The sequence below is a fragment of the Butyricimonas sp. DFI.6.44 genome (assembly GCF_022132345.1).
Lineage (GTDB): Bacteria > Bacteroidota > Bacteroidia > Bacteroidales > Marinifilaceae > Butyricimonas > Butyricimonas muris.
In genome coordinates this window covers 189,164-212,299 of record NZ_JAKNJD010000006.1, presented here as the reverse complement: position 1 = coordinate 212,299, position 23,136 = coordinate 189,164, and the positions used below count along the sequence as shown (strand labels likewise).

Below are 23,136 nucleotides of genomic sequence, written 5' to 3'. Positions count from 1 at the left end.
AGAAACTATGAAACAATTCATTATATTTATACTTTTAGCAAGTTTTCTTTGGGGCTGCGGTGATTTTCTAGAACCAAAAGCCAAAAGCGAATTCGTTCCCAAAGATATTACATCAATGAACGAATTATTGTTGGGCGAAGCTTATCCCCGTTCAGACATGACAGGATTAAACATATTTCTCGGCCTACTGGACGATGATGTAGACGGAGCCCCCTATCAAAAACCGAGAGAAGGTACCAATCCCAACCTTTGGTTGGCTCCTTTTAGCTGGCAACCCAAGATGTACGAACAAATGCTAGAAGCGGGGAGCTTAAATATCTCTACCTATAAAAATTTCTACGAATTGATCCTCGGGGCGAACGCCGTACTGGATTACATTGACGAAATGAATAATGATAACAATCTTAACATGGAGCATTCCGTGAGGGCACAAGCATTAACATTACGCGCTTTCTACTACCTGAATCTTGTCAACATTTTCGGCGCTCCTTACAATCATGACAAGGATGCCATGGGCGTACCCTTAAAATTGAACAGTGGAGTAGAGTTAAAGAATTTGGCAAGAAGTTCCGTCAAGGAGGTATACGAGCAAATAATCACGGATTTACAGGCAGCAGGACGTCTCTACCATATGCTTCCGGAGGAGCAACAATGGGAGGCAAACTATCGAACCAGCCTTCCGATGGTGCATTTACTACTTTCCAGAATTTACCTGTACATGGAAGAGTGGGAAAAAGCCGCAACCTATGCAGACTCCGTGATGTTGAATAAGAATTTCCATTTGCTGGACTTGAACTCGATCGCAAATGTAAATTCATACGGATTTCCCGTTTACGCAACTTACCACTCGTATAACGTCTCAACGGAAACAATCTTCCCATATTTCAGCGTAGGTGACTGCGTGGATTGGTTATACAACCGACGCAATATAGATGGAGAACATTCGTATTTTCGAGCTTCAAAAACATTACTAAACAGCTTTGAGTCCACCGATTTACGTAGAACCCGTTATATCAGCCGCAGTTGGTACACTGCACCCAACGAAGAGGAACATATGTACCAAGCATTCGGTAAAGTCGCCATGAGTTCAAGCTATTATTATCAACCCGTGACCAATGCTATTTTAACATTCGGAAGAAGTTTACGTCTATCAGAAGCTTACTTGAACTATTGCGAGGCAAAAGCCATGTTGGCACAACAAGGCGATGCCACAGCTCAAAGCGAAGCAATCAGAGCTTTAGAAGAATTGCGCATAAAACGATTTGCACCGGAAGATTACAAAAAGACGAATATCTCCAACACGGAAGATTTAATCACTTTTATCAGGGAAGAACGACGTAGAGAACTGTGTTTTGAAGACCACCGCTGGTTCGACCTACGCCGTTGGGGTATGCCGGAAATTCAACACACATGGTATCAGGATGAAAATACGAAAATAGTGTACACGCTACAAAAAAACGATCCGAGCTATACCTTGCCGCTCCCCGCAACAGCCTTGGAATTGAATGCTTATTTACATCAAAATCCATTAGCAGAAGCTCCGCGCATTGGAAATGTTACAACAATCAACTAAAATAGAGACGTATATGAAACAACAACTATTATCGATATTCGCAGCAGGCCTGATTGCCCTGTCAACAGGATGCTATAGCGAGGACCCGGTGACTCCCTCGGGTAACTATTCCACGCTTCGATTCGAATTCCCGCAAGGCGATAATCCTTGGGACCATGATGCAGAAGAAATCCACGAAAAATATCAAGTATACCTATTATACAAGGATATTACCGACTATGACTTGAACCGCCAATGGCAATCCATTGGTAGCGGTGCTCTCTATACCGGAAATGACTTGAATGATGAACAAGCAGAATTTTATATCAATTTCTTCAAACTGCATGTTTTCAATTTCATTACTCCGGAAATAGCACAATATGCTTTACCTGTCAAAATTTATATGCTAGATAATTTTAGAAAAGTAGCAGAAGATTCCGGAAGTGGCTCTGGAACGGGAACTGGAACAGGGACCGGAACGGGAGCCGGAACAGGGACCGGAACGGGAACCGGAACGGGAACGGGAACCGGAACAGGGACCGGAACGGGAACCGGAACAGGGACCGGAACGGGAACCGGAACAGGGACTGGAACGGGAACCGGAACAGGGACTGGAACGGGAACCGGAACAGGGACCGGAACAACTCCGGTAGATCCAAATTTTGTTGCCTTGAAAACGGATGGATTCGATTATTGGGCAGTATCCTTTACCGCATCGGAAATGGCTAATAAAGACAAGAATGCCTATAAAATCAAACGCTGTACATTCTTGGCAAACATGTTTATTGCAGCATTAATGGAAGGAGTTCTTGATGAACCTGCCAATATGGAGGATGGCATTGATTTCAAGACAAAATATTACACAAATACTCTCTACAAAGATGATAAAGATTATTTTATCACCCGCGGTTTTATCGAACGAATAAATCCAACATTCACGCATGCACCTAACAACAGACCGCCAATCCATTTTTCTTCACCTTTATCCTATCTCAGTATGTATACCCTAGAAACAAGTTCTTATTCAGAAGAAAAAACTACAAACAAATCTTACGTTTACTTCATAACTTATTTAAGAGCCGCTCTTTGGTACACTCAAGAAGAATTTCAGAAAAAATATCCACTGGAAACTTATCCCTTGGTTAACGAGAAATTCAACCTAGTTGTGAAACACATGAAAGATTTAGGATTCGATATCGACGGTATTGTAAACGGACCGAAAGAATAAATATCAAGCGTGTGGGGATAAACCCACACGCCCCCTTTTACATTATCAATTATTACACTAAAATTCCACATGAAATCTGTATTATCTATTCTTACGTTATTTTTCACCCTTGTTTCTTCTGCTCAAACGCCCCAAGCGACGGAAAAACAGAAAGACTCTTTCTCTTCTGCCCAAGAAATTTTGACCGCTTATCCAAGTTGCCGCCCCAAGCATTCGAAAAACAACTTATGGAACAGCTGCCACTTCATCCTGCAAGGAGGAACTTACATTATCTCACAACGGGGTAAAGCACAAGATATTGCCTTACTATTGGAGCACCTTCCCCGAATAAATATCGAAGATTCCATCGTAACCGCCTTTATGAGTCAATACGGTACTGCAAAGTTCGCCGATTATTATTACATGCTCCAAGCGTTGAAAAAAGGAGAGTCATTTGATGCCGCGAGAGATGGTATTTCCATGTCCACGTTATTCCCCGCGAGACCCCTCAATCACAACGATTACGCCAAATTAAAAGATATTTTTTCCCACAGCAACAAATTACTACACGACATTTATTTGGAAAAGATGAAATTTCTCATGCAAAACAACGGTTGTCCGGAAGAAATTATCGAGTTACAATCAATCATAGAATCACACGTGGCTGATTCCCCGTTAAAACAAGAGATATTAAAACTATACTCACAATACGCCTCCCTTACCAAAGGCAAACCCGCTCCCTTATCCATCTTGAAAGACACAAATGGCAAGGTATACACGTTCGCTGATTTCAAAGGGAAAGTAATTGTAGTAGATATTTGGGCCACATGGTGCTGTAATTGTATCAAAAAAATGCCCCAATTCATGCAGCTAAAAGACGAATTCAAAGAAAATGAAAACATTATATTTATTACCGTCTCGATTGACCGCAAAAGTGCCCACGGTAAATGGCTGAAGGCTATTGAAGAAAATAACATGACCGACATGCTGAATTTAATCTCGGCTCCCTCGGAGAACTCCCATTTTGAAACGGAATACCACGTGGTTGGCGTTCCTCGTTATTTCATCATAGATAAAAAGGGACAGATCGTGACTACATTTGCCCCCGGTCCCGGTAAAGAAATGAAAGAATTAATACTAAACACGTTAAAACAATAACCATGAAATTCATTTACCTTATCAGTTTGCTATTATGCCTTGCTGGAAACAGCATCGCCCAAGAAGGAACAAATTTTGAAGACCTAACTTTTGATGAAGCATTGGCAAAATCGAAACAAACAGGGAAAAAATTATTCATCGATTGCTACACAAAGACCTGCGGACCATGCAAATACATGGTCAATTTCATCTTCCCGCTGAAAGAATGCGGCGACTATTTTAACAGTAATTACATCTGCATCATGAAGGATATGCAGGAAGGAGAAGGAATTGATATCGCAAAAAAATATCAAGTACAAATCTATCCGACTTATCTGATCTTAAATCATGACGGAAGCCTTTTCTGTCGTATGGATGGTGGTGCGGTATCCAAACCTGAAGACGATTTCGTGCAGAAAGTCAAAAATGTGGTAAAGTTGGCCGAAATGAAACAACAATACGAGAAGGGAGAACGAAGCGATTCCTTTTTAAAAGAATACATCGCTTTTCTGCAAATACACGATAAAAAACAGTTACAAGAGGTTTTGAGCGGAACGATGCCCTCACTAGGTGTCAACGAGTTATGCAAACCAGAGAACTGGAATCTCATTAAAAATGCAATTGAAAGTATCGACATCCCAGTTTTCCGCTATCTCATGAACAACCGAAAAGCATTTAGCAGAAAACTGGGACACCAAGAGGTAGAAACTAAAATCATGAACACGTACAAAAATGAATTTCGTATGATGAAAATGATGAAAATGAATTTCGACAGCCGGATGACAGATCTAAAACAACTGGAAAAGGATAATTACAAAGGGGCACGAGCATTAAGATACAGTATGTTATTCCGGCAAATCATCAACAACAAACAGACCAACCGGGTCAACGAAATCCTCAAAGTGCTACAAAGTCTGCCTCAACAACTCCCGGACGAACAAGAACTCGTAAGCGTTTTGCAAGAATTAAAAAATTTCGAACAAATCGCCAATCAACAACAATTGGAAAAAACTCGCACCTGTTTGCAGGAAATAAGTAAACGTGTTCAACCCGAAAATAAAAATCAAATAAACCGAATTATGGCAAGCCTTTCAAAAGGATAGATACTCGGCATTTAGGATGTGTCAAAACACACCTCTAGTCTATAAAGTCAGTAATTTGATAATACTCTGATGGACAACATCATAATATATTGATCACTTGTGTATTTGGCCTTACGACATGATGGACATTTAGACCTTATGGACGAGAGGGCGTGTTTTGACACGCTCTCATTCTTTCGAACCACTCAACATATCAATTCTTGTAAGGAAACGGCACAGAGTGCAGGCTTCTCATTATATTCTCCGCAAACATAACAAGCATAACCAGTATCTATCAAACAAGGATAAACATACAAAGGCAATTCCCTCGTTCCCTCTGACAATGAAATTTTTCCATCTGAAAACCGCACGACAAAACTATTCAACGGGCGGGTTAATCCCGTACCGGTATATTTAAGGAAACTCTCCTTGACCGACCAGTAATCGTAGAACAATTTATCTTGTTCAACTCCGGAAGCAACTTCCAATTCCCGTACTTCCCGCACGTGAAAGAAACGCCCGGCAACCTCCATTCTCGCCTTCGACCGCTTTTCAATATCCACACCGATCTCCCCGTCGGAAACGGCACAGACCACGTAAACTCCCGAATGAGAAATATTAAAAAAAACATCCTCCCGATCCGCAACAAAAGGTTTGCCTTTCTCCCCCCGGGCAAACCGATAACTCCCGAAGGACATCCCGAAATATTTCCTTAACGCGAAAACCGCCAAGGCTTCGCCAAGTACCCGACGTATGGCAACACCCTTATTTCTAAAGCTCCCCGCCTCAACCAAACACTCTTCCGACACTTTATCTTGCAAAGAAGTGAACACCTCGTCATACATTTCATCTGACGGAACCCGGATAAATAATACTTTTATCATGATGCAAAGTTAGAAAAGATATAAATAACACCTCTTTCCGATGAACAAATATTCCAGAAAACCTAATAAATACGGGACTCTTAACGTTATTTTAAAATACACCGCTTAAAAATTTAAGAAAATATTCACATTTCTGGTTCAAAAACTTGTTTATATCATTTTTATCTTCTACTTTTGAAACATCAAATTAACGTTTAAATAACATTTTAAAAACGCAAGGTCATGGAAGCAAAAAAAACATCCCGTTCCAATTTGGAAAACAAGCGGTTTATTTTCCGCGAGATAGGGCTTGTTATAGCTCTTGCAGTCGTGTTTTTTGCCTTTGAGACAAAATTCTACCAAGAAGAAACAAAAGAAATCATTCTCGTGGACGCAGATATCATTGAAGATGACGTTCTTCCGATAGTAGTACCTCAACAAGCATCCAGACCGTTACCCAAAATCAAAATGATGCCGATCGATTATATCGACATCGTGAACGAGGAATTGGAATTGGATGATCCGGACATCATTGACGTTACCGAAAGTCAAAACGGTTCTATAAACGGCATTGAAGGTATAGAAGATCAATATTCGACCGGTACGGGAGATGAAGAATTTGATGAAACTATACCATTTCTTAACCCGGAGCTCATGCCCAAATTTAACGGAGATTTAAACAAATGGCTTAGGAAAAACTTAAATTACCCGGAAAGAGCAAGAGAAAGCGGAGTTCAAGGAAAAATATTTATTGAATTTATCGTTGAAAAAGACGGTAGCATTACTGCCGCGAAAGTGTTAAGATCCGTTCATCCGGACTTGGATCGCGAAGCACTTCGAGTGGTAAACTCCATGCCGAAATGGAAACCGGGAATGCAAAGAGATAAGACCGTAAGGGTAAAATTTACTATCCCTATCACATTCCGCATCAGTTACTAGAAACATACAGTGATTTACATACAATACGAACATCCCGAAAAAGGACAATCCAAGTGGTTGTCCTTTTTTACTTCTCTTTATTCATGAAGCTAAATCTAACATTTTCAATAAAAAAAAGAGCGAAAAATTTGCATTTGCCACTAAATTTTATTATCTTTACAGATACATTACGCGAGAGTTACAGAATCTAAACAGCAAGAATATGGAAATCAAAAAAACACCCAAGGCAAACCTCGAGGGGAAGAAAGGTATCTTTTTCGAGATCGGTTTGGTCGTTGCTCTAGGTATTCTACTTTGCGCTTTCAACTGGAAGGCGACCACCGAAGTAGAAGAAGGTTTCAATACCGTGATAGATACACCTATGGATGAAGAAATCATCCCGATCACTCATTCGTACTTAAAACCTCCCCCACCCCCTCCACCAGCCCCTAAATTAACCGATCTGATCGAGATCGTTGACCAAGAACTGGACATTGACGACGAATTAGAAATCGAAGATGTCGAAGCGGACGTGGAGAATCAGACAAATTATTCTTATACCGAAAACGGAAACGGATACGATGACGACGGGTACGAACCTGACATCTTCGTAATAGTGGAGGATATGCCCACATTCCCGGGAGACATTAACAAATGGTTAAGCCGAAACGTGAAATATCCGGTTATCGCTCAAGAAAACAATATTCAAGGTAAAGTAAGCGTACAATTCGTGATCGAGAGAGACGGAAGCATCACCGACGTGAAAGTATTGAGGTCTGTCGATCCTTCATTGGACAAAGAAGCCGTTCGCGTGATAAAATCCATGCCCAAATGGAAACCCGGCAAACAAAGAGGTAAAGCCGTAAGAGTATCTTACACGGTACCGATCAATTTCAGATTACAATAAAATCCAATACCTTCTGGAAAAGAGACTATCAGTATTGACAGTCTCTTTTATTTAAGAATATTTAAAGGAAAATCAATCCTATATTTAACATTTTCTTCAAAAAAAAGAAGAGAACTATTGTGGTTTATACCGAATTTGATTATTTTTACCGACGCAAATTGAAGAAATATAGAGCTTATAATATTAAACTAATAACATGGAAATCAAAAAAACACCTAAGGCAGACCTAGAAGGAAAGAAAGGTATTTTCTTCGAGATCGGTCTGGTAGTGGCTCTAGGTATTCTACTTTGCGCTTTCAACTGGAAAGCCAACACGAAAGTAGAAGAAGGTTTCGTTACCGTAGCCGAAGAGCCCGTGGAAGAGGAAATCATTCCAATTACCCAACAGATGATGAAACCGCCTCCACCTCCTCCTCCAGCTCCCAAGTTAACAGACTTGATCGAGATCGTTGACCAAGAATTGGATATCGATGAAGAACTGGAAATCGAAGACGTGGAAGCTAACGTGGAAAACCGCACTGATTATAGCTATGACTATGACGGAACCGGTTATGATGAAGGGGATTACGGTGAGGAAGATATTTTCCAAGTAGTAGAGGATATGCCCACGTTCCCGGGAGATATTAATAAATGGTTAGGTAAAAACGTGAAATACCCGGTTATTGCACAAGAAAACAATATCCAAGGTAGAGTTACCGTACAATTCGTGATCGAGAGAGACGGTAGCATCACTGACGTGAAAGTATTGAGAGGTGTTGACCCTTCTCTGGATAAAGAAGCCGTTCGCGTGGTAAAATCCATGCCGAAATGGAAACCCGGAAAACAGAGAGGTAAACCCGTACGAGTATCTTACACTGTACCTATCAACTTCAGATTACAGTAAGAAAGACACTTTAAACTAATAAAGGGGCTGTCGTTCATCGTCAGCCCTTTCTTTTCCTTATATATGAGCGATTATTTTTACACGAAAAAAGAAGCAGAAAAAGCAATTCTTGTAGGCGTAGCACTACAATCAGAAAATATCAGCTACGATACCATGTGCGAATACTTGGACGAACTCGCTTTTCTGGCAGAGACAGCAGGAGCGGAAACCGTGAAAATATTCACACAAAATTTGGATAAACCGGTAACGGCAACTTTCGTAGGGAAGGGTAAGCTGGAAGAAATCAAAAACTATGTTGAAGAAAACGACATTGACTTGATTATTTTCGACGATGAACTCAGCCCGACACAACTCCGGAATATCGAACGGGAATTAAAAGGCAGGAAAGTCCTCGACCGCACGAACCTGATCCTTGACATTTTCGCTAAAAGAGCCCGTACCGCAGAAGCAAGAGCCCAAGTGGAACTTGCCCAGTACCAGTATTTACTCCCGCGACTGACAGGTATGTGGACTCACTTGGAAAGACAAAAAGGAGGTATCGGTCTACGCGGTCCCGGGGAAACGGAAATAGAGACCGACCGACGCATCATCCGGGATAAAATTACCCGCTTGAAAGAACAACTGGAAAAGATCGACAAACAAATGGTCACGCAGCGCAAGAACCGGGGTAAACTGGTACGTGTGGCTCTCGTGGGATATACCAATGTCGGCAAATCCACCTTGATGAATCTTTTAAGCAAATCGGAAGTGTTCGCGGAGAACAAACTCTTTGCCACGCTCGATACAACCGTCCGGAAAATCGCTATAAAGAACGTACCGTTTCTTTTAGCCGACACGGTAGGATTTATTCGTAAACTTCCCCATCATCTGGTAGAGTCCTTCAAATCGACTCTGGACGAGGTGAGAGAAGCCGATGTGATTCTCCATGTAGTAGACATATCACACCCTCAATTCGAAGATCAGGTAAGGATTGTAAATGAGACTTTGAGCGAACTCATAGATACCCCGAAACCAACGATCACCGTGTTCAATAAAATAGACGCCTTTACCTACACGAAAAAAGACGAAGACGACCTGACACCCATTGAGCGCAAAAATTACAGTCTGGATGACCTGAAACAAATGTGGATGTCCAAGCAGGGCGGGGAAACGGTCTATATCTCGGCAAAGGGGAAAGAGAACATTGATGAACTAAAGGAAAAACTATACGATATCGTGAAAGATATCCATTCCGCACGTTTCCCTTTCAACGATTTCCTGTATCAAGAATACGAAGAAGAATAGTTCGGGCAACTGTTTTAACCGTAAAACCCTTATAATTTATAAAGTCCATAAGATCAGCACCAATCGGCTATCTTATGGACTTTACAGTTTTACCAACCATAACAATTCCAGAGTTTTTTGACTAATTCACTTCTTTTACGGAAAAGTAAACCAATATATTTGGCTTTTCGGCTAACTTTTTGTATATTAGAGGTAAAAGCTTAACTAAGACAATTAAGTTATGGAAGTAAAGAAATCATCTAAAGCGAGTCTCGAAAACAAAAAGGGTATCTTCTTCGAGATAGGTCTAATCCTAGCATTAGCCTCTCTACTCTTTGCTTTCGAATGGAGAACTAACGTGAAGGTTGAAGAAGGCTTCATAACGGTCGCGGAAGAGCCGCTGGAAGAGGAGATTATTCCCATCACCCAACAATCACTGATGAGACCACCCCCTCCCCCTCCGCCCGCTCCTAGGTTGACTGACCTTATGCAGATTGTTGACGAAGAATTGGATATCGATGACATGCTCGAAATCGAAGATGCCGAATCTAATGTCGGGAATCAAAACTCATACGGTAACAATTATTCCGGAAGTAGTATGGGAGACTATGATAGCTATGGAGATGGTGAATACACGGGAGAATCGGATATATTCGTGGTCGTAGAGGATATGCCCAGATTCCCCGGCGGAGATGTACAGGCTTGGCTGTCGAAACATGTCAAATATCCGATTATAGCTCAAGAAAACAATATTCAAGGTAGAGTAGTCGTGCAATTCGTTATCGAAAAGGACGGCAGCATCACGGATGTAAGAGTCATCAGGGCTGTCGATCCATCACTCGATAAAGAAGCTGTGCGGGTTATTCAAACCATGCCGAAATGGATCCCGGGGAAACAAAGAGGCAAAGCCGTAAGAGTTTCCTACACGGTACCCATTAATTTTAAACTACAATAAAAGAGAGGCTGCAGCCTCTCTTTGTTTATAAAGTTCGTAAAGTTCATAAAGTAATAGAACCTTATAAACTTTACGAACCTTATAAACTTTATAAACCTTTCTATTTCACCGTAATCAAGAAATAATTCTTTTTCCCGCTCTGCAAGAGGATGAACTTATCATCTATCAAGTACTCGGGAGTAACAATCAATTCCTGATCCTGCACTTTCTCTTTATTAATACTAATAGCATTTCCTTTTAGAGCGCGCCTAGCCTCTCCCTTGGAAGACATCATGGAAGTCTTTTCTGCCATCAAGTCCACAATATGGATACCTGCCTCCAGATCGGCTCTCTCGACATCAAATTGAGGCACCCCCTCGAACACGGACAATAAAGTATCTTCATCCAATCTCTTCAAAGCATCTGAAGTAGCATTGCCGAAAAGGATTTGTGATGCTTCCAATGCAGACTCATAGGCTTCTTCATCGTGAATCAAACAAGTCACCTCTTTCGCCAGTACCTTCTGCAATTTTCTCAAATGCGGAGCCTCTTGATGTTCGGCAATCAGCGCATCAATTTCAGCTGGAGGCAATATCGTGAATATTTTAATATATTTAGCGGCATCCTCATCCGTACTGTTCAACCAGAACTGGTAGAACTTGTAAGGAGAAGTCCGTTTCGGATCTAACCAGATGTTACCCGATTCCGTCTTACCAAACTTCTTTCCGTCACTTTTGGTCATCAACGGCCACGTGAAACCGTAAGCCTCACCCCCGTCCTTGCGGCGGATCAACTCACCCCCGGTTGTGATATTTCCCCATTGGTCGGAACCTCCTACTTGTAACAAACAATTATAATTCCGACGTAAATAAAGGAAATCATATCCCTGCACCAATTGATAGGTAAATTCAGTAAAAGACAATCCTTGTGTAGAATCAGCACTCAACCGTTTTTTCACGGACTCTTTTGACATCATATAGTTTACGGTAATATGTTTTCCCACCTCCCGGATAAAATCAAGGAAAGAGAAATTCTTCATCCAATCGTAATTATTCACCATAATCGCAGCGTTGGATGCATCCGAGTTGAAATCAATAAACTTGGATAATTGAGCCTTGATCCCCGCCATATTCTTTTGGATCGTTTCTTCATCAAGCAGATTACGTTCCAAGGATTTGCCGCTAGGATCACCGATCATTCCAGTGGCTCCCCCGATAACAAAGATGGGTTTGTGACCTGCCATTTGCAAATGCTTCATCATCATCACCGAAACCAGATGCCCGATATGTAATGAATCAGCCGTCGGATCGATCCCCACGTAAGCAGTCGTTAACTCTTTTGCAAGTTGCTCTTCAGTACCCGGGATAATACTATGAACCATCCCTCTCCATCTTAGTTCTTCTACAAAATTCATCGATTCTTAAATTTATATGTTCGTATTCGTTCCAAATTATTTAAAAGCGCTCTCGTAAACGCCATTCGCGAAGTTAACAAAAGGTTGATACAATAGACTATCACTTTTTGTTTTTACTGAGATAAATTCATAACGATTGTCCATCGCATTCACGATAAAAAGAATCACGCATACCACGATTGCCGATTTCAACACGCCCATCACGATCCCGAACAGTTTATTAAACAACCCAAGCGAAACTATATCAATCAACTTCGTGAGCAATTTCCCCAACAAATGAATCACAATAATAACCAGCAAGAAGGTAACCGCAAAAGCGATATAATAGGCATACGACTCCGGCATCGCTATAAAGTCTTTCAAAAAATCCTCCATGTTCACGGCGTATCTCAAAGAGATAAAAACCCCCAAGACCAACGCGAACAACGTTGACATCTCAACTATCAATCCTCGACTAAACCCTTTATAAGCCCCGTATACTAACGGGAGCAATATTATCACATCAATGTAATTCACTGTTAATTATTTAATCACATCATTTCAGCTCCCAAAGATAAGGAATTGTCTACTCTTACACGAGTATTCAAACCAAAATTATTCAACAAAAATATACCCGCGTTCAATTTTCGGCAGTTTATGTCTTTAAACTGACAAATTCTTACTATTTTCGCAGGATATTTATGCCAGAATCTAAATTTGATAATTATGTATAGAACACATACTTGTGGGCAATTAAGGATAGAAAACGCGGGAGAGAGCGTTTGTCTTAGCGGATGGGTACAAAAGGTAAGAAAACTGGGAGCCATGACTTTCGTGGATCTACGTGATCGTTATGGCATTACCCAATTGGTGGTTGAAGAGTCCGCACCCGAAGAAATTAAAAATAACGTGGCTAAACTCGGACGGGAATACGTGATTCAGGTAAGAGGAACCGTGATCGAGCGAGCCAGCAAAAACAATAAAATTCCGACGGGAGATATCGAGATATCCGTGAACGAGCTTACCGTGCTGAGCGAGTCGGAAACTCCTCCTTTCACGATAGAAGACCAAACCGACGGCGGTGATGAACTCCGTATGAAATATCGTTACTTGGACTTACGCCGTCCCATTGTACGCAAGAACATCGAGTTACGCCACCGGATGGCGCAACTGGTAAGAAATTACCTGAGCAACCAGAATTTTATCGAGGTAGAAACTCCCGTGCTTGTAAAAAGCACACCGGAAGGCGCACGTGATTTCGTGGTACCTTCCCGTATGAACCAAGGTCAATTCTACGCTTTGCCGCAAAGTCCGCAGACGCTAAAACAACTGCTGATGGTTTCCGGTTTCGACCGTTATTTCCAGATCGTGAAATGTTTCCGGGACGAAGACCTCCGCGCAGACCGTCAACCCGAATTCACGCAAATTGACTGTGAGATGTCGTTCGTGGAACAAGAGGATATTCTGGATACATTCGAGGGATTGATCAAGCATTTGTTCAAAGAAATCCGGAACGTGGATATTCCCACGCTACCGAGAATGACGTGGATTGACGCCATGGAGCAATACGGCTGTGACAAACCCGATATCCGTTTTGACATGAAATTCGTCGATTTGACAAACGTGGCAAAGGGAAAAGACTTTGCCGTGTTCAACGAGGCGGAATACATCGGGGCGATCTGCGCACCGAAATGTGCCGGATACACCCGCAAACAAGTGGACGAATTAACGGAATTCGTGAAACGCCCGCAAACAGGAGCAAAAGGATTGGTTTACGTGCGTTACAACGAAGACGGCACATTCAAATCATCCATCGACAAATTCTATACCCCGGAAGATCTGAAGATTTGGGCGGATGCCTGCAAAGCAGAACCGGGCGACTTGCTGTTGATTCTCGTCGGACCGAAATTCAAGACGTTAGCTCAACTTTGCGATTTACGCTTAGAAATGGGTTCCCGCCTCGGTTTAAGAGATAAGGATGTATTCAAACCTCTGTGGGTGGTAGACTTCCCGTTGTTGGAATGGGATGAAGAAACCCAGCGTTTCTACGCAATGCATCACCCGTTCACCTCCCCCAAGCCGGAAGACATTTCTTTGATGACAACCGACCCGGGTAAGGTTAGGGCAAACGCTTACGATATGGTAATCAACGGAGTGGAAGTCGGTGGTGGTTCTATCCGTATCCACGACTCTGCACTACAATCCAAAATGTTTGATTGCTTGGGAATCTCGCACGAGACAGCGCAAGAACAATTCGGTTTCCTCATGGGTGCGTTCAAATACGGGGCTCCTCCTCACGGCGGTATCGCTTTCGGATTTGACCGTCTTGCTTCCATGTTCGCCGGACTTGATTCAATCCGCGACGTCATCGCTTTCCCGAAGAACAACTCCGGTCGTGACGTCATGCTTGACGCTCCCTCCGAGATCGCGAAAGAACAATTCGATGAACTAGGCATTCAATTGAAAACAAATTAATTTACGATTTATGAATTACGATTTACGATTACAAAAGCGTTGGCTTGCGGACGAGAAATCTAAAATCATAAATCTTTAAATCTAAAATTGATAAGGTGTTTTTTAAAGACGTCATAGGACATGAAGAGATAAAGCAACGACTGATATCTTCCCTGCAATCGGGAAGAGTCAGTCATGCTCAACTTTTTGCCGGGGAAACGGGAGCGGGTTCACTGGCTTTGGCCTTGGCTTTCACACAATACCTGTTTTGCACGGGAGATAAACACGAAGATGCCTGCGGTGTCTGTCCCGAATGCAAAAAAATGCAGAAGTTGATTCACCCGGATCTGCATTTTGTGTATCCTGTTGTAAAATCCACGAGGATAAAAACACCTATCAGCGACGAGTATATCAACGAATGGCGAAAACTCTTGCTCGAAAGTCCCTATATAGACCTTGAAAAATGGTTAAGTGCCATGGGAGCGGACGAGAACGCCCAAGCCATGATATACACGGAGGAAAGCGGCAACATTCTCCGCAAACTAAACTTGAAATCATTTGAATCGGAATACAAGGTGATGATCATCTGGTTGCCCGAAAAAATGAAAGCGGAATGTTCCAACAAACTACTCAAGATACTGGAAGAGCCTTACCCGAACACGCTTTTCCTGTTAATAGCGGAACACGCGGAAGAGATTATCAACACGATCCTCTCCCGTACGCAGCGAATCAATATTCCGCCATTAACACAACAAGATATCGCGGAACAACTGGTACTGCAAAAACGACTGATTCGGGAATCCGCCGAGGAGGTGGCTCACGTGGCTTCCGGGAGTTGGCTGAAAGCACTCCGGATGTTGAACGAAACTGACGAAACGATATATAACCAAGAGAAATTCGTACAGATGATGCGCTTGTGCTGGGAGCGCAAGATGCTTCCTGTCAACGAATTTGTCAACGAATTGGCCTCTCTCGGGAGAGAGAAACAAAAAAGTTTTCTAATCCATTGCACCCGGATGTTACGGGAGAATTTTGTCCGGAACTTTGGGATAGAAAAAATTGTATACATGACAGAAAGAGAGAAGACTTTCTCCACGAAATTCTCTCCTTACGTGCATGAAGGAAATATCATTCCTCTTTTCGAAGAATTCGAGAAAGCATACAGCGACATCATTCGAAACGGGAACGGGAAAATTATCCTCACGGATCTTTGTATCAAAGTGATGCAAAACATCAGACCGTGACGGGAGAACTAAAAAATAAAAGATAAAAACTAAAAATTGAAGCATTGGAAAAACGAAAATATTTACTCGAAAGACAGAAGTCCACTCATTTTCAATTTTCAATTTTCAATTTTCAATTAATACACTATGAGCGAAATAACTGAAGATAAACAAGAAAACATTGAAAATAAAGATATAAAGCAGCACCCCACGGTTGTTCCGGTAATTGACCATCGCCTGTTGGCAGGAAAACTTACCGTCTACAACTGGATGCAGGACATTCCGGAAGGTTGTACCCCATCCGATATCGTGGAAGTAAGATTCAAAAACACGCGCAAGGGCTTCTTCTTGAACAACAGCAACTTGAAACTGCATATCGGGGACATCGTGGCGGTTGAAGCGGCTCTCGGGCACGATATCGGAATCGTATCGCTCACGGGTGAACTCGTGAAAGAGCAAATGCAGTTGAAAAGGGTTGACTTGGAGCGCAATCCCTTGAAAAAAGTATACCGGAAAGCCAAACCGCACGACATCGAGAAATGGCAACAAGCCATCGCGTTGGAACACGATACCATGATCCGGTCGCGAATCATCGCCGCAGACCTCAATCTTGACATGAAGATCGGGGACGTGGAGTACCAAGGAGACAAGACCAAAGCGATATTCTACTACATTGCCAACGACCGGGTGGATTTCCGGAAGTTAATCAAGATTCTGGCGGAAACATTCCATATCCGCATCGAGATGAAACAGATCGGTGCACGTCAGGAAGCCGGACGTATTGGTGGTATCGGTTCATGCGGGCGTAAACTATGCTGTTCGACATTTATCACGAATTTCATTTCCGTATCCACATCCGCGGCGAGATATCAGGATATTTCATTGAATCCCCAAAAACTCGCGGGACAATGCGGCAAATTAAAATGCTGTCTTAATTACGAGGTGGATGCCTACATTGACGAACAAAAGGACTTCCCCTCGTCCAATGTATGGTTGAACACGGGCGAAGGTATGCTCTATCACCAGAAAACAGATATTTTCGGACGGAATATGTCCTACTCCTTTGACAAAGAAGGACGCGGCGCACTGATCAAATTACCCGTGGCACGAGTAAAAGAGATCATCGCCTTGAACAAGAAAGGGATCATTCCGGCGAAAGCACTTGAAATCGATAAGAACGAAGCGGTAAATATCAAATATACCGACGGTGTCGGCGAGGAGAGCTTGAATCGCTTCGACGAAAAGAAAGAGCAAGGTGGCAGACGCCGTAATAGAAACAGGAACCGGAGAAATCCTCAAAAAGAAAATAACAACGAGGAAAACAAACCGAGAGAAAAAGACGTAAATGCCTCCGGGGAAAAAGCCGAAAAGAAGACTTTGACCAAGAACGAGAACAGACCCGGCAACAGGCAAGACAATCGCCAAGGCAATAATCGTCCGAACAACCGTCAAGGTAACAATCGGAATCCCCGAAGACAAGGAAATAATCAAAATAACAGACCGGAAAACAAAAACAATAATAAACCGGAGAATAAAGAAAACAACAAACCAGCTGAACAATGAACAACTATAGACCATTCGCGGGCATGACTCCCGCAGTAAAGGTTATCATCATTATAAACGTCATCATATTCCTATTGATCAACACGGTAGGACAGAAACTGAATTTAGATTTGGTGAACATACTCGGTATGCACCTGCCGCAATCCCCGGATTTCAAAATATACCAGTATATCACGCACATGTTCACGCAACAGGGGCTCGCACACCTTTTCTTCAACATGTTTGCCGTGTTCATGTTCGGTCGTATTCTTGAATCCGTGTGGGGTACCAAACGATTCGTGATTTACTATTTCGTTACCGGTTTGGGTGCCGCGGCACTCCATTCACTGGTAAGCTGGTACGGGGTTCATAACATGCAGGAACAATTCTATGCCTTTCAAAGCACTCCCGAACCGGGACTGTTGGCCGAGTTCGTCCGGGCGCACGTGAGCAACCCGAAATTCGTATCATACGCGATGCAGATCGTGGATCAGTGGAACCAATATCCCTCGAACACCCAGTTCGCGCAAATGGGTGAAGAAATATTCAAGAATATCATTCAGGCATACCAGAATACTCCTACGATCGGGGCATCCGGTGCCGTATTCGGTATATTGTTAGCGTTCGGAATGTTATTCCCGAACACGGAACTCTTCCTGATGTTCATCCCGATTCCGATCAAGGCAAAATATTTCGTGCTCCTTTACGGTGCAGCCGAATTATTCTTCGGGCTTCAAAATTCAGTAGGGGACAACGTGGCACATTTCGCACACCTCGGTGGTATGTTATTCGGCTTCTTCCTGATCCTCTATTGGCGGAAACACAGTAAACGATTTTATTAGAAATAAACGGATATGTATAACAACTCGTATGGATCGAACTTTTCAGAAGGAATTTGGGGCGGGATAAAAAGCTCGTTCAGACAGGGTTCTGCACTGACCAGACTTATCTATATCAATATAGGAGTCTTTATCATCATCAAGTTGATTGCCGTCGTGATCACCTTGACAGGAGGAAAAAATGTCGACGCCATGCTGTTGCCTTACATGGGAGTTCCCGCCCTACCGGAAAATCTTCTCCATACCCCGTGGACCATCATCACCTACATGTTCACCCAGTTCGGATTTATCCATCTACTGTTCAACATGCTATGGTTATACTGGTTCGGGTCTATTTTCCTGAATTATTTCTCCGGCTCGAAACTCACGGGAGTATATCTTTTGGGAGGTATCAGCGGGGCAATCGTGTATATCGCCGCTTATGCCATATTTCCGGCATTCGAGGTCGAACGGTTCTACTCGTGGGCTATCGGGGCTTCAGCCTCCGTCATGGCTATCGTGTTTGCAGTCTGTACCTATCTCCCGAATCACAAGATATACGTCTTCCTGATCGGTCCCGTGAAGTTAATCCATCTGGCCATTTTCACGGCAGTAATTGACCTTATCAGTATCCCGTCGGGAAACGCGGGGGGACATATCGCCCATTTGGGAGGTGCCGTATTCGGCTATTTGTTCACGCTGTCCATGCGTCGCAACTTTGACCTCACGGGCGGTCTTATGTCACTCCTCGACAAACTGGGTAAACTTTTCAGTAAACCGAAAAAGAAAATGCATGTCAAATACAAAAAGAAAGTATCCGATATGAACGACATAGAATACAACGAGTACAAGAAACAAAAGGACAACCGCATCAACGACATTCTGGATAAAATCTCCAAACACGGCTACGAAAGCCTGACAAAAGAAGAAAAAGAGATTCTGTTCAAATCAAAAAATTGAAAACGAGTCAATTTACGATTTATGAATTACGATTTACGATAAAAAAAGCGGTGATTGGCAGAAGGGATACTCAATCTTAAATCTAAAATCATAAATCAAGGAATTAATAGAATTTAAAATCATAAATTAATTTGGTTCGTCTATTTAACACGGTTATGAGGATCATCACGATTGCGGCAATGATCGGCTTGCTGGGAAGCTATACTTCCCCGTATGTAAACCCGAACACGTTTTATCCCTCGTCACTATTGGGACTCGCTTACCATTACCTGTTAATAGCAAATATCATATTATTCCTCTATTGGCTCTTCCGGTGGAAGAAGATTGCCATTCTTTCTTTTTTAGTCATTGCTTCCGGATACCCGTTTATCACAACTTACTATGCCTTAAACCCCAAAGTAGCACCGGACGCACCCCACGATCTTTCCATCTTGACTTACAACATCCGACAAATGAACGCGAATAACTGGATGCAGGAAAAAGACGCACCCAAAAAAATCATGGATTACATCAACAACAGCGATGCAGACATCGTGTGTATACAGGAATTTCCCAACCGGGACGCTTCCTTCCAGAAATTTCCGGAATACAAATACCGCTATCGCAACAAGGATGTTGCCTTGATCTCCCGTTATCCTATCATCCATAAAGGAGTAATCAAATTCCCTCCCGGCAATGCCGCCGCTTGTATTTACGCGGACATCGACGTGAAGGGTGACACCGTCCGGGTATACGCCATTCATTTGGAATCCTATCGCCTTGGCAACAAAGAAGAACAAATCTATAAAAACCTGACCAGCGGTAACACGGAAAACGCCACGCAAGGCGTCAAAAAGATATCCTCACGCCTCGTTCACGCGAACCGCAATCGAGCCAACCAAGCCGTTGAAATCAAAGCCCACATGCAACAATCCCCCTACCCCGTGATTATATGCGGCGACTTCAACGACACGCCCCTCTCCTATGCCTACCATACTTTATCCACTGGAATGACCGATAGCTTCAACGAAAAAGGACGTGGCCTCGGGAACACTTACATCGGGGAATTCCCCTCGTTCCGTATCGACCACATCCTGCACACACCATCATTCAAAACAGTATCTTACACTCGGGATACTGTCAGGTATTCAGACCATTACCCCGTAAAAACGAAACTAAAATATGCCCCTTCGCATAGATAACAGGAAGAAATTATCGTGTAATAGAACTATCATATATATAATATTTAACTAAATTCTGTGGTTGTAACCGCAAAATTCACATGAATTTTGCGGTTACAACCACAGAATTTCATATATTTGTCCAAAAGAAAGTTTATATGATAAACAGGGAAATCTACAATTCAATACTCGCCGATTTTAAAAGAAAAAAAGTTATTGTACTTCTAGGTGCAAGACAAGTCGGAAAAACAACATTACTGGAAGAGCTATCTTCCAAAGAAAATAAATGCTTATTCTTAAATTGTGACAACCTTGACGACAAGTTGTTGTTAGAGGAAAAAACATCGACAGAACTCAAGTTATTGTTATCATCTTACGAGATCATTTTTATCGATGAAGCCCAAAGAGTAAAAAATATAGGTCTGACCATTAAAATGATCGGTGATTTAAAACTAGCCGGACAAGTGATTGTTACAGGTTCTTCTTCTCTTGATATGGCAAATGAAATAAACGAACCGGCTACAGGACGTATCATAGAATATCAACTATTCCCATTCTCTTTATCCGAACTTGCAGCTCATACATCCGAAAGAGAAGAACAACGTTTATTGGAACAAAGAATGATTTACGGTCTTTATCCTGAAGTTATTAACGAACCGACCGATGCCAAACGAACTCTAGTAACTCTTGCCAACAATTATCTCTACAAAGACCTTTTCACTTACAAGGGAATGAAGAAGCCTGACATCTTGCAAAAATTAGTTAGGGCTTTAGCATTACAACTAGGTAGTGAAGTATCATATAACGAATTAAGTAATTTATTAGGAGTGGACAGGGAAACCGTGGAAAACTACATCAATCTCCTTAAAAAATGCTTTGTTGTCTTTAGACTGGATTCATTCAATCGTAACATTAGAAACGAAATAAAAAAAGGGAAGAAAGTATATTTTTACGATAATGGAATCAGGAATGCTGTCATTTCTAATTTTGCACCATTGGAACTACGGAATGACGTGGGCGCACTTTGGGAAAATCTAATGGTATGCGAAAGAGTAAAACGTAATTCTTATTCCAAAAACTTTGCTACTCAATATTTTTGGCGTACCCATGACCAAAAAGAAATTGATCTAGTAGAAGATCAAGACGGGATACTAACAACCTTCGAATTTAAATGGAACACTAAAAGTAAAACCTCCATTCCGAAAATCTTTGCAGAGACTTATCCCAACTCAATTTTTAAAGTTATAACACCAGACAACTTTTGGGAATTTGTCAAATAAACGGGATGACCGATAGCTTCAACGAAAAAGGACGTGGTCTCGGGAACACTTACATCGAGGAATTCCCCTCGTTCCATATCGACCACATCCTGCACTCACCATTATTCAAAACAGTATCCTACACCCGGGATACGGTCAAGTATTCAGATCATTATCCAGTTCGAAGTGATCTGAAATTCAGATAAAGCACACTACTTTCTATAAACCTTCCATATATTGTTTTATCATCCGTTGCGTATATTGCATCTGCATTTGGTCAGAAATTCCGGCACTTACCACGAATGCCTGATTCAAACATTGCTTGGCTTTTTCCACGTTATTCGTATTCTGAAAACATTGAGCCAGTATAATCAAAAAGCGAGTATGCATTTCCGCATCCATATCTTTCTTTTCCAGAGCCTTCGTGATCCAATCAATGGATTTCGTGTAAGCATTCTTCGACAACTGCCCGTTATAAGCCATTGACAAATCCTCTAACGCCTGCCCGTAATCTCCCGCCTCAACTTGATCACCTTTTCCGGCAAAATATTTATCCATATTCTCGAAGAACTTTGCTTCGTCATGCCGATACAAATAATAAGTAGCGTCCGCTAACAACGTGATGGCATCCAACACGCTCAACGAACCGAATGAGATTTCGGAATACACCGGTTTCAAATCCTTGTTCACCCGTTCCAGACGATCCTTGTAAGCCAAATCACCTTTCTTACATAACTGAACAATATACCCGTTATTCAAAGCGATCAAGTAACCCGCAACCTCTTTATTTTTCGTCACTTGAACAAATTTGTCATAATTGGCGACAACAAAATCGAACACCTCATCCTCTTTAGAAGTCTGCGGGTGATATAACATCAATATCTGAAAGTCCTTCTCGTTAATCATGTTCCCCAACTTCTTGTTCTTCAAGTAAGCCGGGAAAAGACTCTCGATCCGGGTCGTCCACTTCTGCCGGTCATATTCCTCCTGTCTCGGCAAGAAAAGAGGGGCATCCAGTAACAATTGCTGATGCAAATCCAAATCGTTCTTTTTCTTCTTGAACTTCTCGTACATTTGTATGAAACTCAACTCTTCGCCTCTCGCGATCTTCGCTTCTTTCAGGAGGGCTGCCGCCTCCATTGCTCCTTGCGCCCGCCTCAACTCTTTACTTTCGCCATTGATAAATACCATCGTGGGCAAAACCTTCACATCGTATTTCTTCGCCACCTCGCTATTCTCCTTCGCCTCCACGTTTACCTGCACGCAAACAAAATGAGCGTTAAAATAATCGCCCACCTCTGGCAACGTGAATATCCGTGTAGCCATCGCCTTGCAAGGTCCGCACCAGTCCGCGTAAAAATCAACGAACAAATCCTTTTTCTCTTCCTTCGCCTTCTTCAAAGCCTCGTCAAAAGAGCCCTTGAACATCACCATCTGGGCAGACAAATTCCCCAGCGTTCCGAGCAGGAACGCCAACATATAAAATAATTTCACCATAAACTCCGATTTAATTTATAAAAGAATTATTATTCAAGATTTTATGACCCGTGACAGACCGTCCCGTCACGAATCATAAATCTC

Annotated in this window: 20 protein-coding genes; 16 read left to right on the top strand and 4 right to left on the bottom strand. The window is 42.3% G+C overall.

Annotation, left to right across the window (positions count from 1 at the left end; genetic code table 11):
- Positions 1 to 115: 115 nt before the first annotated feature.
- From L0M98_RS10125 to L0M98_RS10110, 4 genes are all read left to right on the top strand, one after another.
- Entirely contained in the window at positions 116 to 1,573 is a 1,458-nt protein-coding gene (locus L0M98_RS10125) for a RagB/SusD family nutrient uptake outer membrane protein (RefSeq protein WP_227215715.1), read from the top strand.
- Positions 1,574 to 1,586: 13 nt separating this feature from the next.
- Entirely contained in the window at positions 1,587 to 2,780 is a 1,194-nt protein-coding gene (locus tag L0M98_RS10120) for a hypothetical protein (RefSeq protein ID WP_227215716.1), read from the top strand.
- 69 nt (positions 2,781 to 2,849) lie between these two features.
- Positions 2,850 to 3,917, top strand: coding sequence for a TlpA family protein disulfide reductase (locus L0M98_RS10115; protein WP_227215717.1), 1,068 nt, complete (start codon positions 2,850 to 2,852; stop codon positions 3,915 to 3,917).
- Between the two features lie 2 nt (positions 3,918 to 3,919).
- The gene (locus tag L0M98_RS10110; RefSeq protein ID WP_227215718.1) at positions 3,920 to 4,999 is read left to right on the top strand and encodes a thioredoxin family protein; all 1,080 of its coding nucleotides are present in this window, start codon (positions 3,920 to 3,922) and stop codon (positions 4,997 to 4,999) included.
- Between the two features lie 185 nt (positions 5,000 to 5,184).
- Here L0M98_RS10110 and L0M98_RS10105 read toward each other — a convergent pair whose 3' ends face one another.
- On the bottom strand, positions 5,185 to 5,862 hold the full coding sequence (locus tag L0M98_RS10105; RefSeq protein ID WP_227215719.1) for a 4'-phosphopantetheinyl transferase family protein: 678 nt from the start codon (positions 5,860 to 5,862) through the stop codon (positions 5,185 to 5,187).
- A gap of 222 nt (positions 5,863 to 6,084) precedes the next feature.
- Between L0M98_RS10105 and L0M98_RS10100 the strand changes: the two genes are divergently transcribed.
- The 5 genes from L0M98_RS10100 (at position 6,085) to L0M98_RS10080 (ending at position 10,767) form a co-directional block, all read left to right on the top strand.
- Positions 6,085 to 6,780: an energy transducer TonB gene (locus L0M98_RS10100; protein WP_227215720.1), complete on the top strand. Its 696-nt coding sequence runs from the start codon at positions 6,085 to 6,087 to the stop codon at positions 6,778 to 6,780.
- 202 nt (positions 6,781 to 6,982) lie between these two features.
- Positions 6,983 to 7,666, top strand: coding sequence for an energy transducer TonB (locus tag L0M98_RS10095; protein WP_227215721.1), 684 nt, complete (start codon positions 6,983 to 6,985; stop codon positions 7,664 to 7,666).
- 196 nt (positions 7,667 to 7,862) lie between these two features.
- Complete coding sequence (locus L0M98_RS10090) at positions 7,863 to 8,549, top strand: energy transducer TonB (protein WP_099290899.1); 687 nt, start codon at positions 7,863 to 7,865, stop codon at positions 8,547 to 8,549.
- Positions 8,550 to 8,612: 63 nt separating this feature from the next.
- Complete coding sequence (hflX, locus tag L0M98_RS10085; protein WP_099290900.1) at positions 8,613 to 9,833, top strand: GTPase HflX; 1,221 nt, start codon at positions 8,613 to 8,615, stop codon at positions 9,831 to 9,833.
- 220 nt (positions 9,834 to 10,053) lie between these two features.
- On the top strand, positions 10,054 to 10,767 hold the full coding sequence (locus tag L0M98_RS10080; protein WP_186974554.1) for an energy transducer TonB: 714 nt from the start codon (positions 10,054 to 10,056) through the stop codon (positions 10,765 to 10,767).
- Positions 10,768 to 10,867: 100 nt separating this feature from the next.
- Here L0M98_RS10080 and tyrS read toward each other — a convergent pair whose 3' ends face one another.
- On the bottom strand, positions 10,868 to 12,160 hold the full coding sequence (gene tyrS / locus L0M98_RS10075; protein WP_099290902.1) for a tyrosine--tRNA ligase: 1,293 nt from the start codon (positions 12,158 to 12,160) through the stop codon (positions 10,868 to 10,870).
- Between the two features lie 36 nt (positions 12,161 to 12,196).
- Positions 12,197 to 12,676: a CvpA family protein gene (locus L0M98_RS10070; RefSeq protein ID WP_227215722.1), complete on the bottom strand. Its 480-nt coding sequence runs from the start codon at positions 12,674 to 12,676 to the stop codon at positions 12,197 to 12,199.
- Between the two features lie 189 nt (positions 12,677 to 12,865).
- On the opposite strand from L0M98_RS10070, the gene aspS reads away from it, so the two are divergent.
- From aspS to L0M98_RS10035, 7 genes are all read left to right on the top strand, one after another.
- Positions 12,866 to 14,614, top strand: coding sequence for an aspartate--tRNA ligase (gene aspS / locus L0M98_RS10065; protein ID WP_099290904.1), 1,749 nt, complete (start codon positions 12,866 to 12,868; stop codon positions 14,612 to 14,614).
- Positions 14,615 to 14,709: 95 nt separating this feature from the next.
- Positions 14,710 to 15,837 (top strand): DNA polymerase III subunit, encoded by a 1,128-nt coding sequence (locus L0M98_RS10060; protein ID WP_227215723.1) that lies wholly within the window; start codon positions 14,710 to 14,712, stop codon positions 15,835 to 15,837.
- A 126-nt stretch (positions 15,838 to 15,963) separates the two neighbouring features.
- Positions 15,964 to 17,379 carry a PSP1 domain-containing protein gene (gene ricT / locus L0M98_RS10055; protein WP_227215724.1) on the top strand — a complete coding sequence of 472 codons (1,416 nt, stop codon included), beginning with the start codon at positions 15,964 to 15,966 and terminating at the stop codon, positions 17,377 to 17,379.
- Positions 17,376 to 18,200, top strand: a complete 825-nt coding sequence (locus tag L0M98_RS10050; RefSeq protein WP_099290907.1) for a rhomboid family intramembrane serine protease — start codon at positions 17,376 to 17,378, stop codon at positions 18,198 to 18,200. Before ricT ends, L0M98_RS10050 begins: the two co-directional genes overlap by 4 nt.
- Positions 18,201 to 18,212: 12 nt before the next feature.
- A complete protein-coding gene (locus tag L0M98_RS10045; RefSeq protein WP_186974555.1) occupies positions 18,213 to 19,136 on the top strand; it encodes a rhomboid family protein in 924 nt (307 codons plus the stop codon).
- A gap of 155 nt (positions 19,137 to 19,291) precedes the next feature.
- On the top strand, positions 19,292 to 20,317 hold the full coding sequence (locus L0M98_RS10040; RefSeq protein WP_099290909.1) for an endonuclease/exonuclease/phosphatase family protein: 1,026 nt from the start codon (positions 19,292 to 19,294) through the stop codon (positions 20,315 to 20,317).
- Between the two features lie 137 nt (positions 20,318 to 20,454).
- Complete coding sequence (locus L0M98_RS10035) at positions 20,455 to 21,576, top strand: ATP-binding protein (RefSeq protein WP_227215726.1); 1,122 nt, start codon at positions 20,455 to 20,457, stop codon at positions 21,574 to 21,576.
- A gap of 198 nt (positions 21,577 to 21,774) precedes the next feature.
- On the opposite strand, the gene L0M98_RS10030 is transcribed toward L0M98_RS10035, so the two are convergent.
- A complete protein-coding gene (locus L0M98_RS10030) occupies positions 21,775 to 23,052 on the bottom strand; it encodes a thioredoxin domain-containing protein (protein WP_227215727.1) in 1,278 nt (425 codons plus the stop codon).
- Positions 23,053 to 23,136 lie beyond the last annotated feature (84 nt).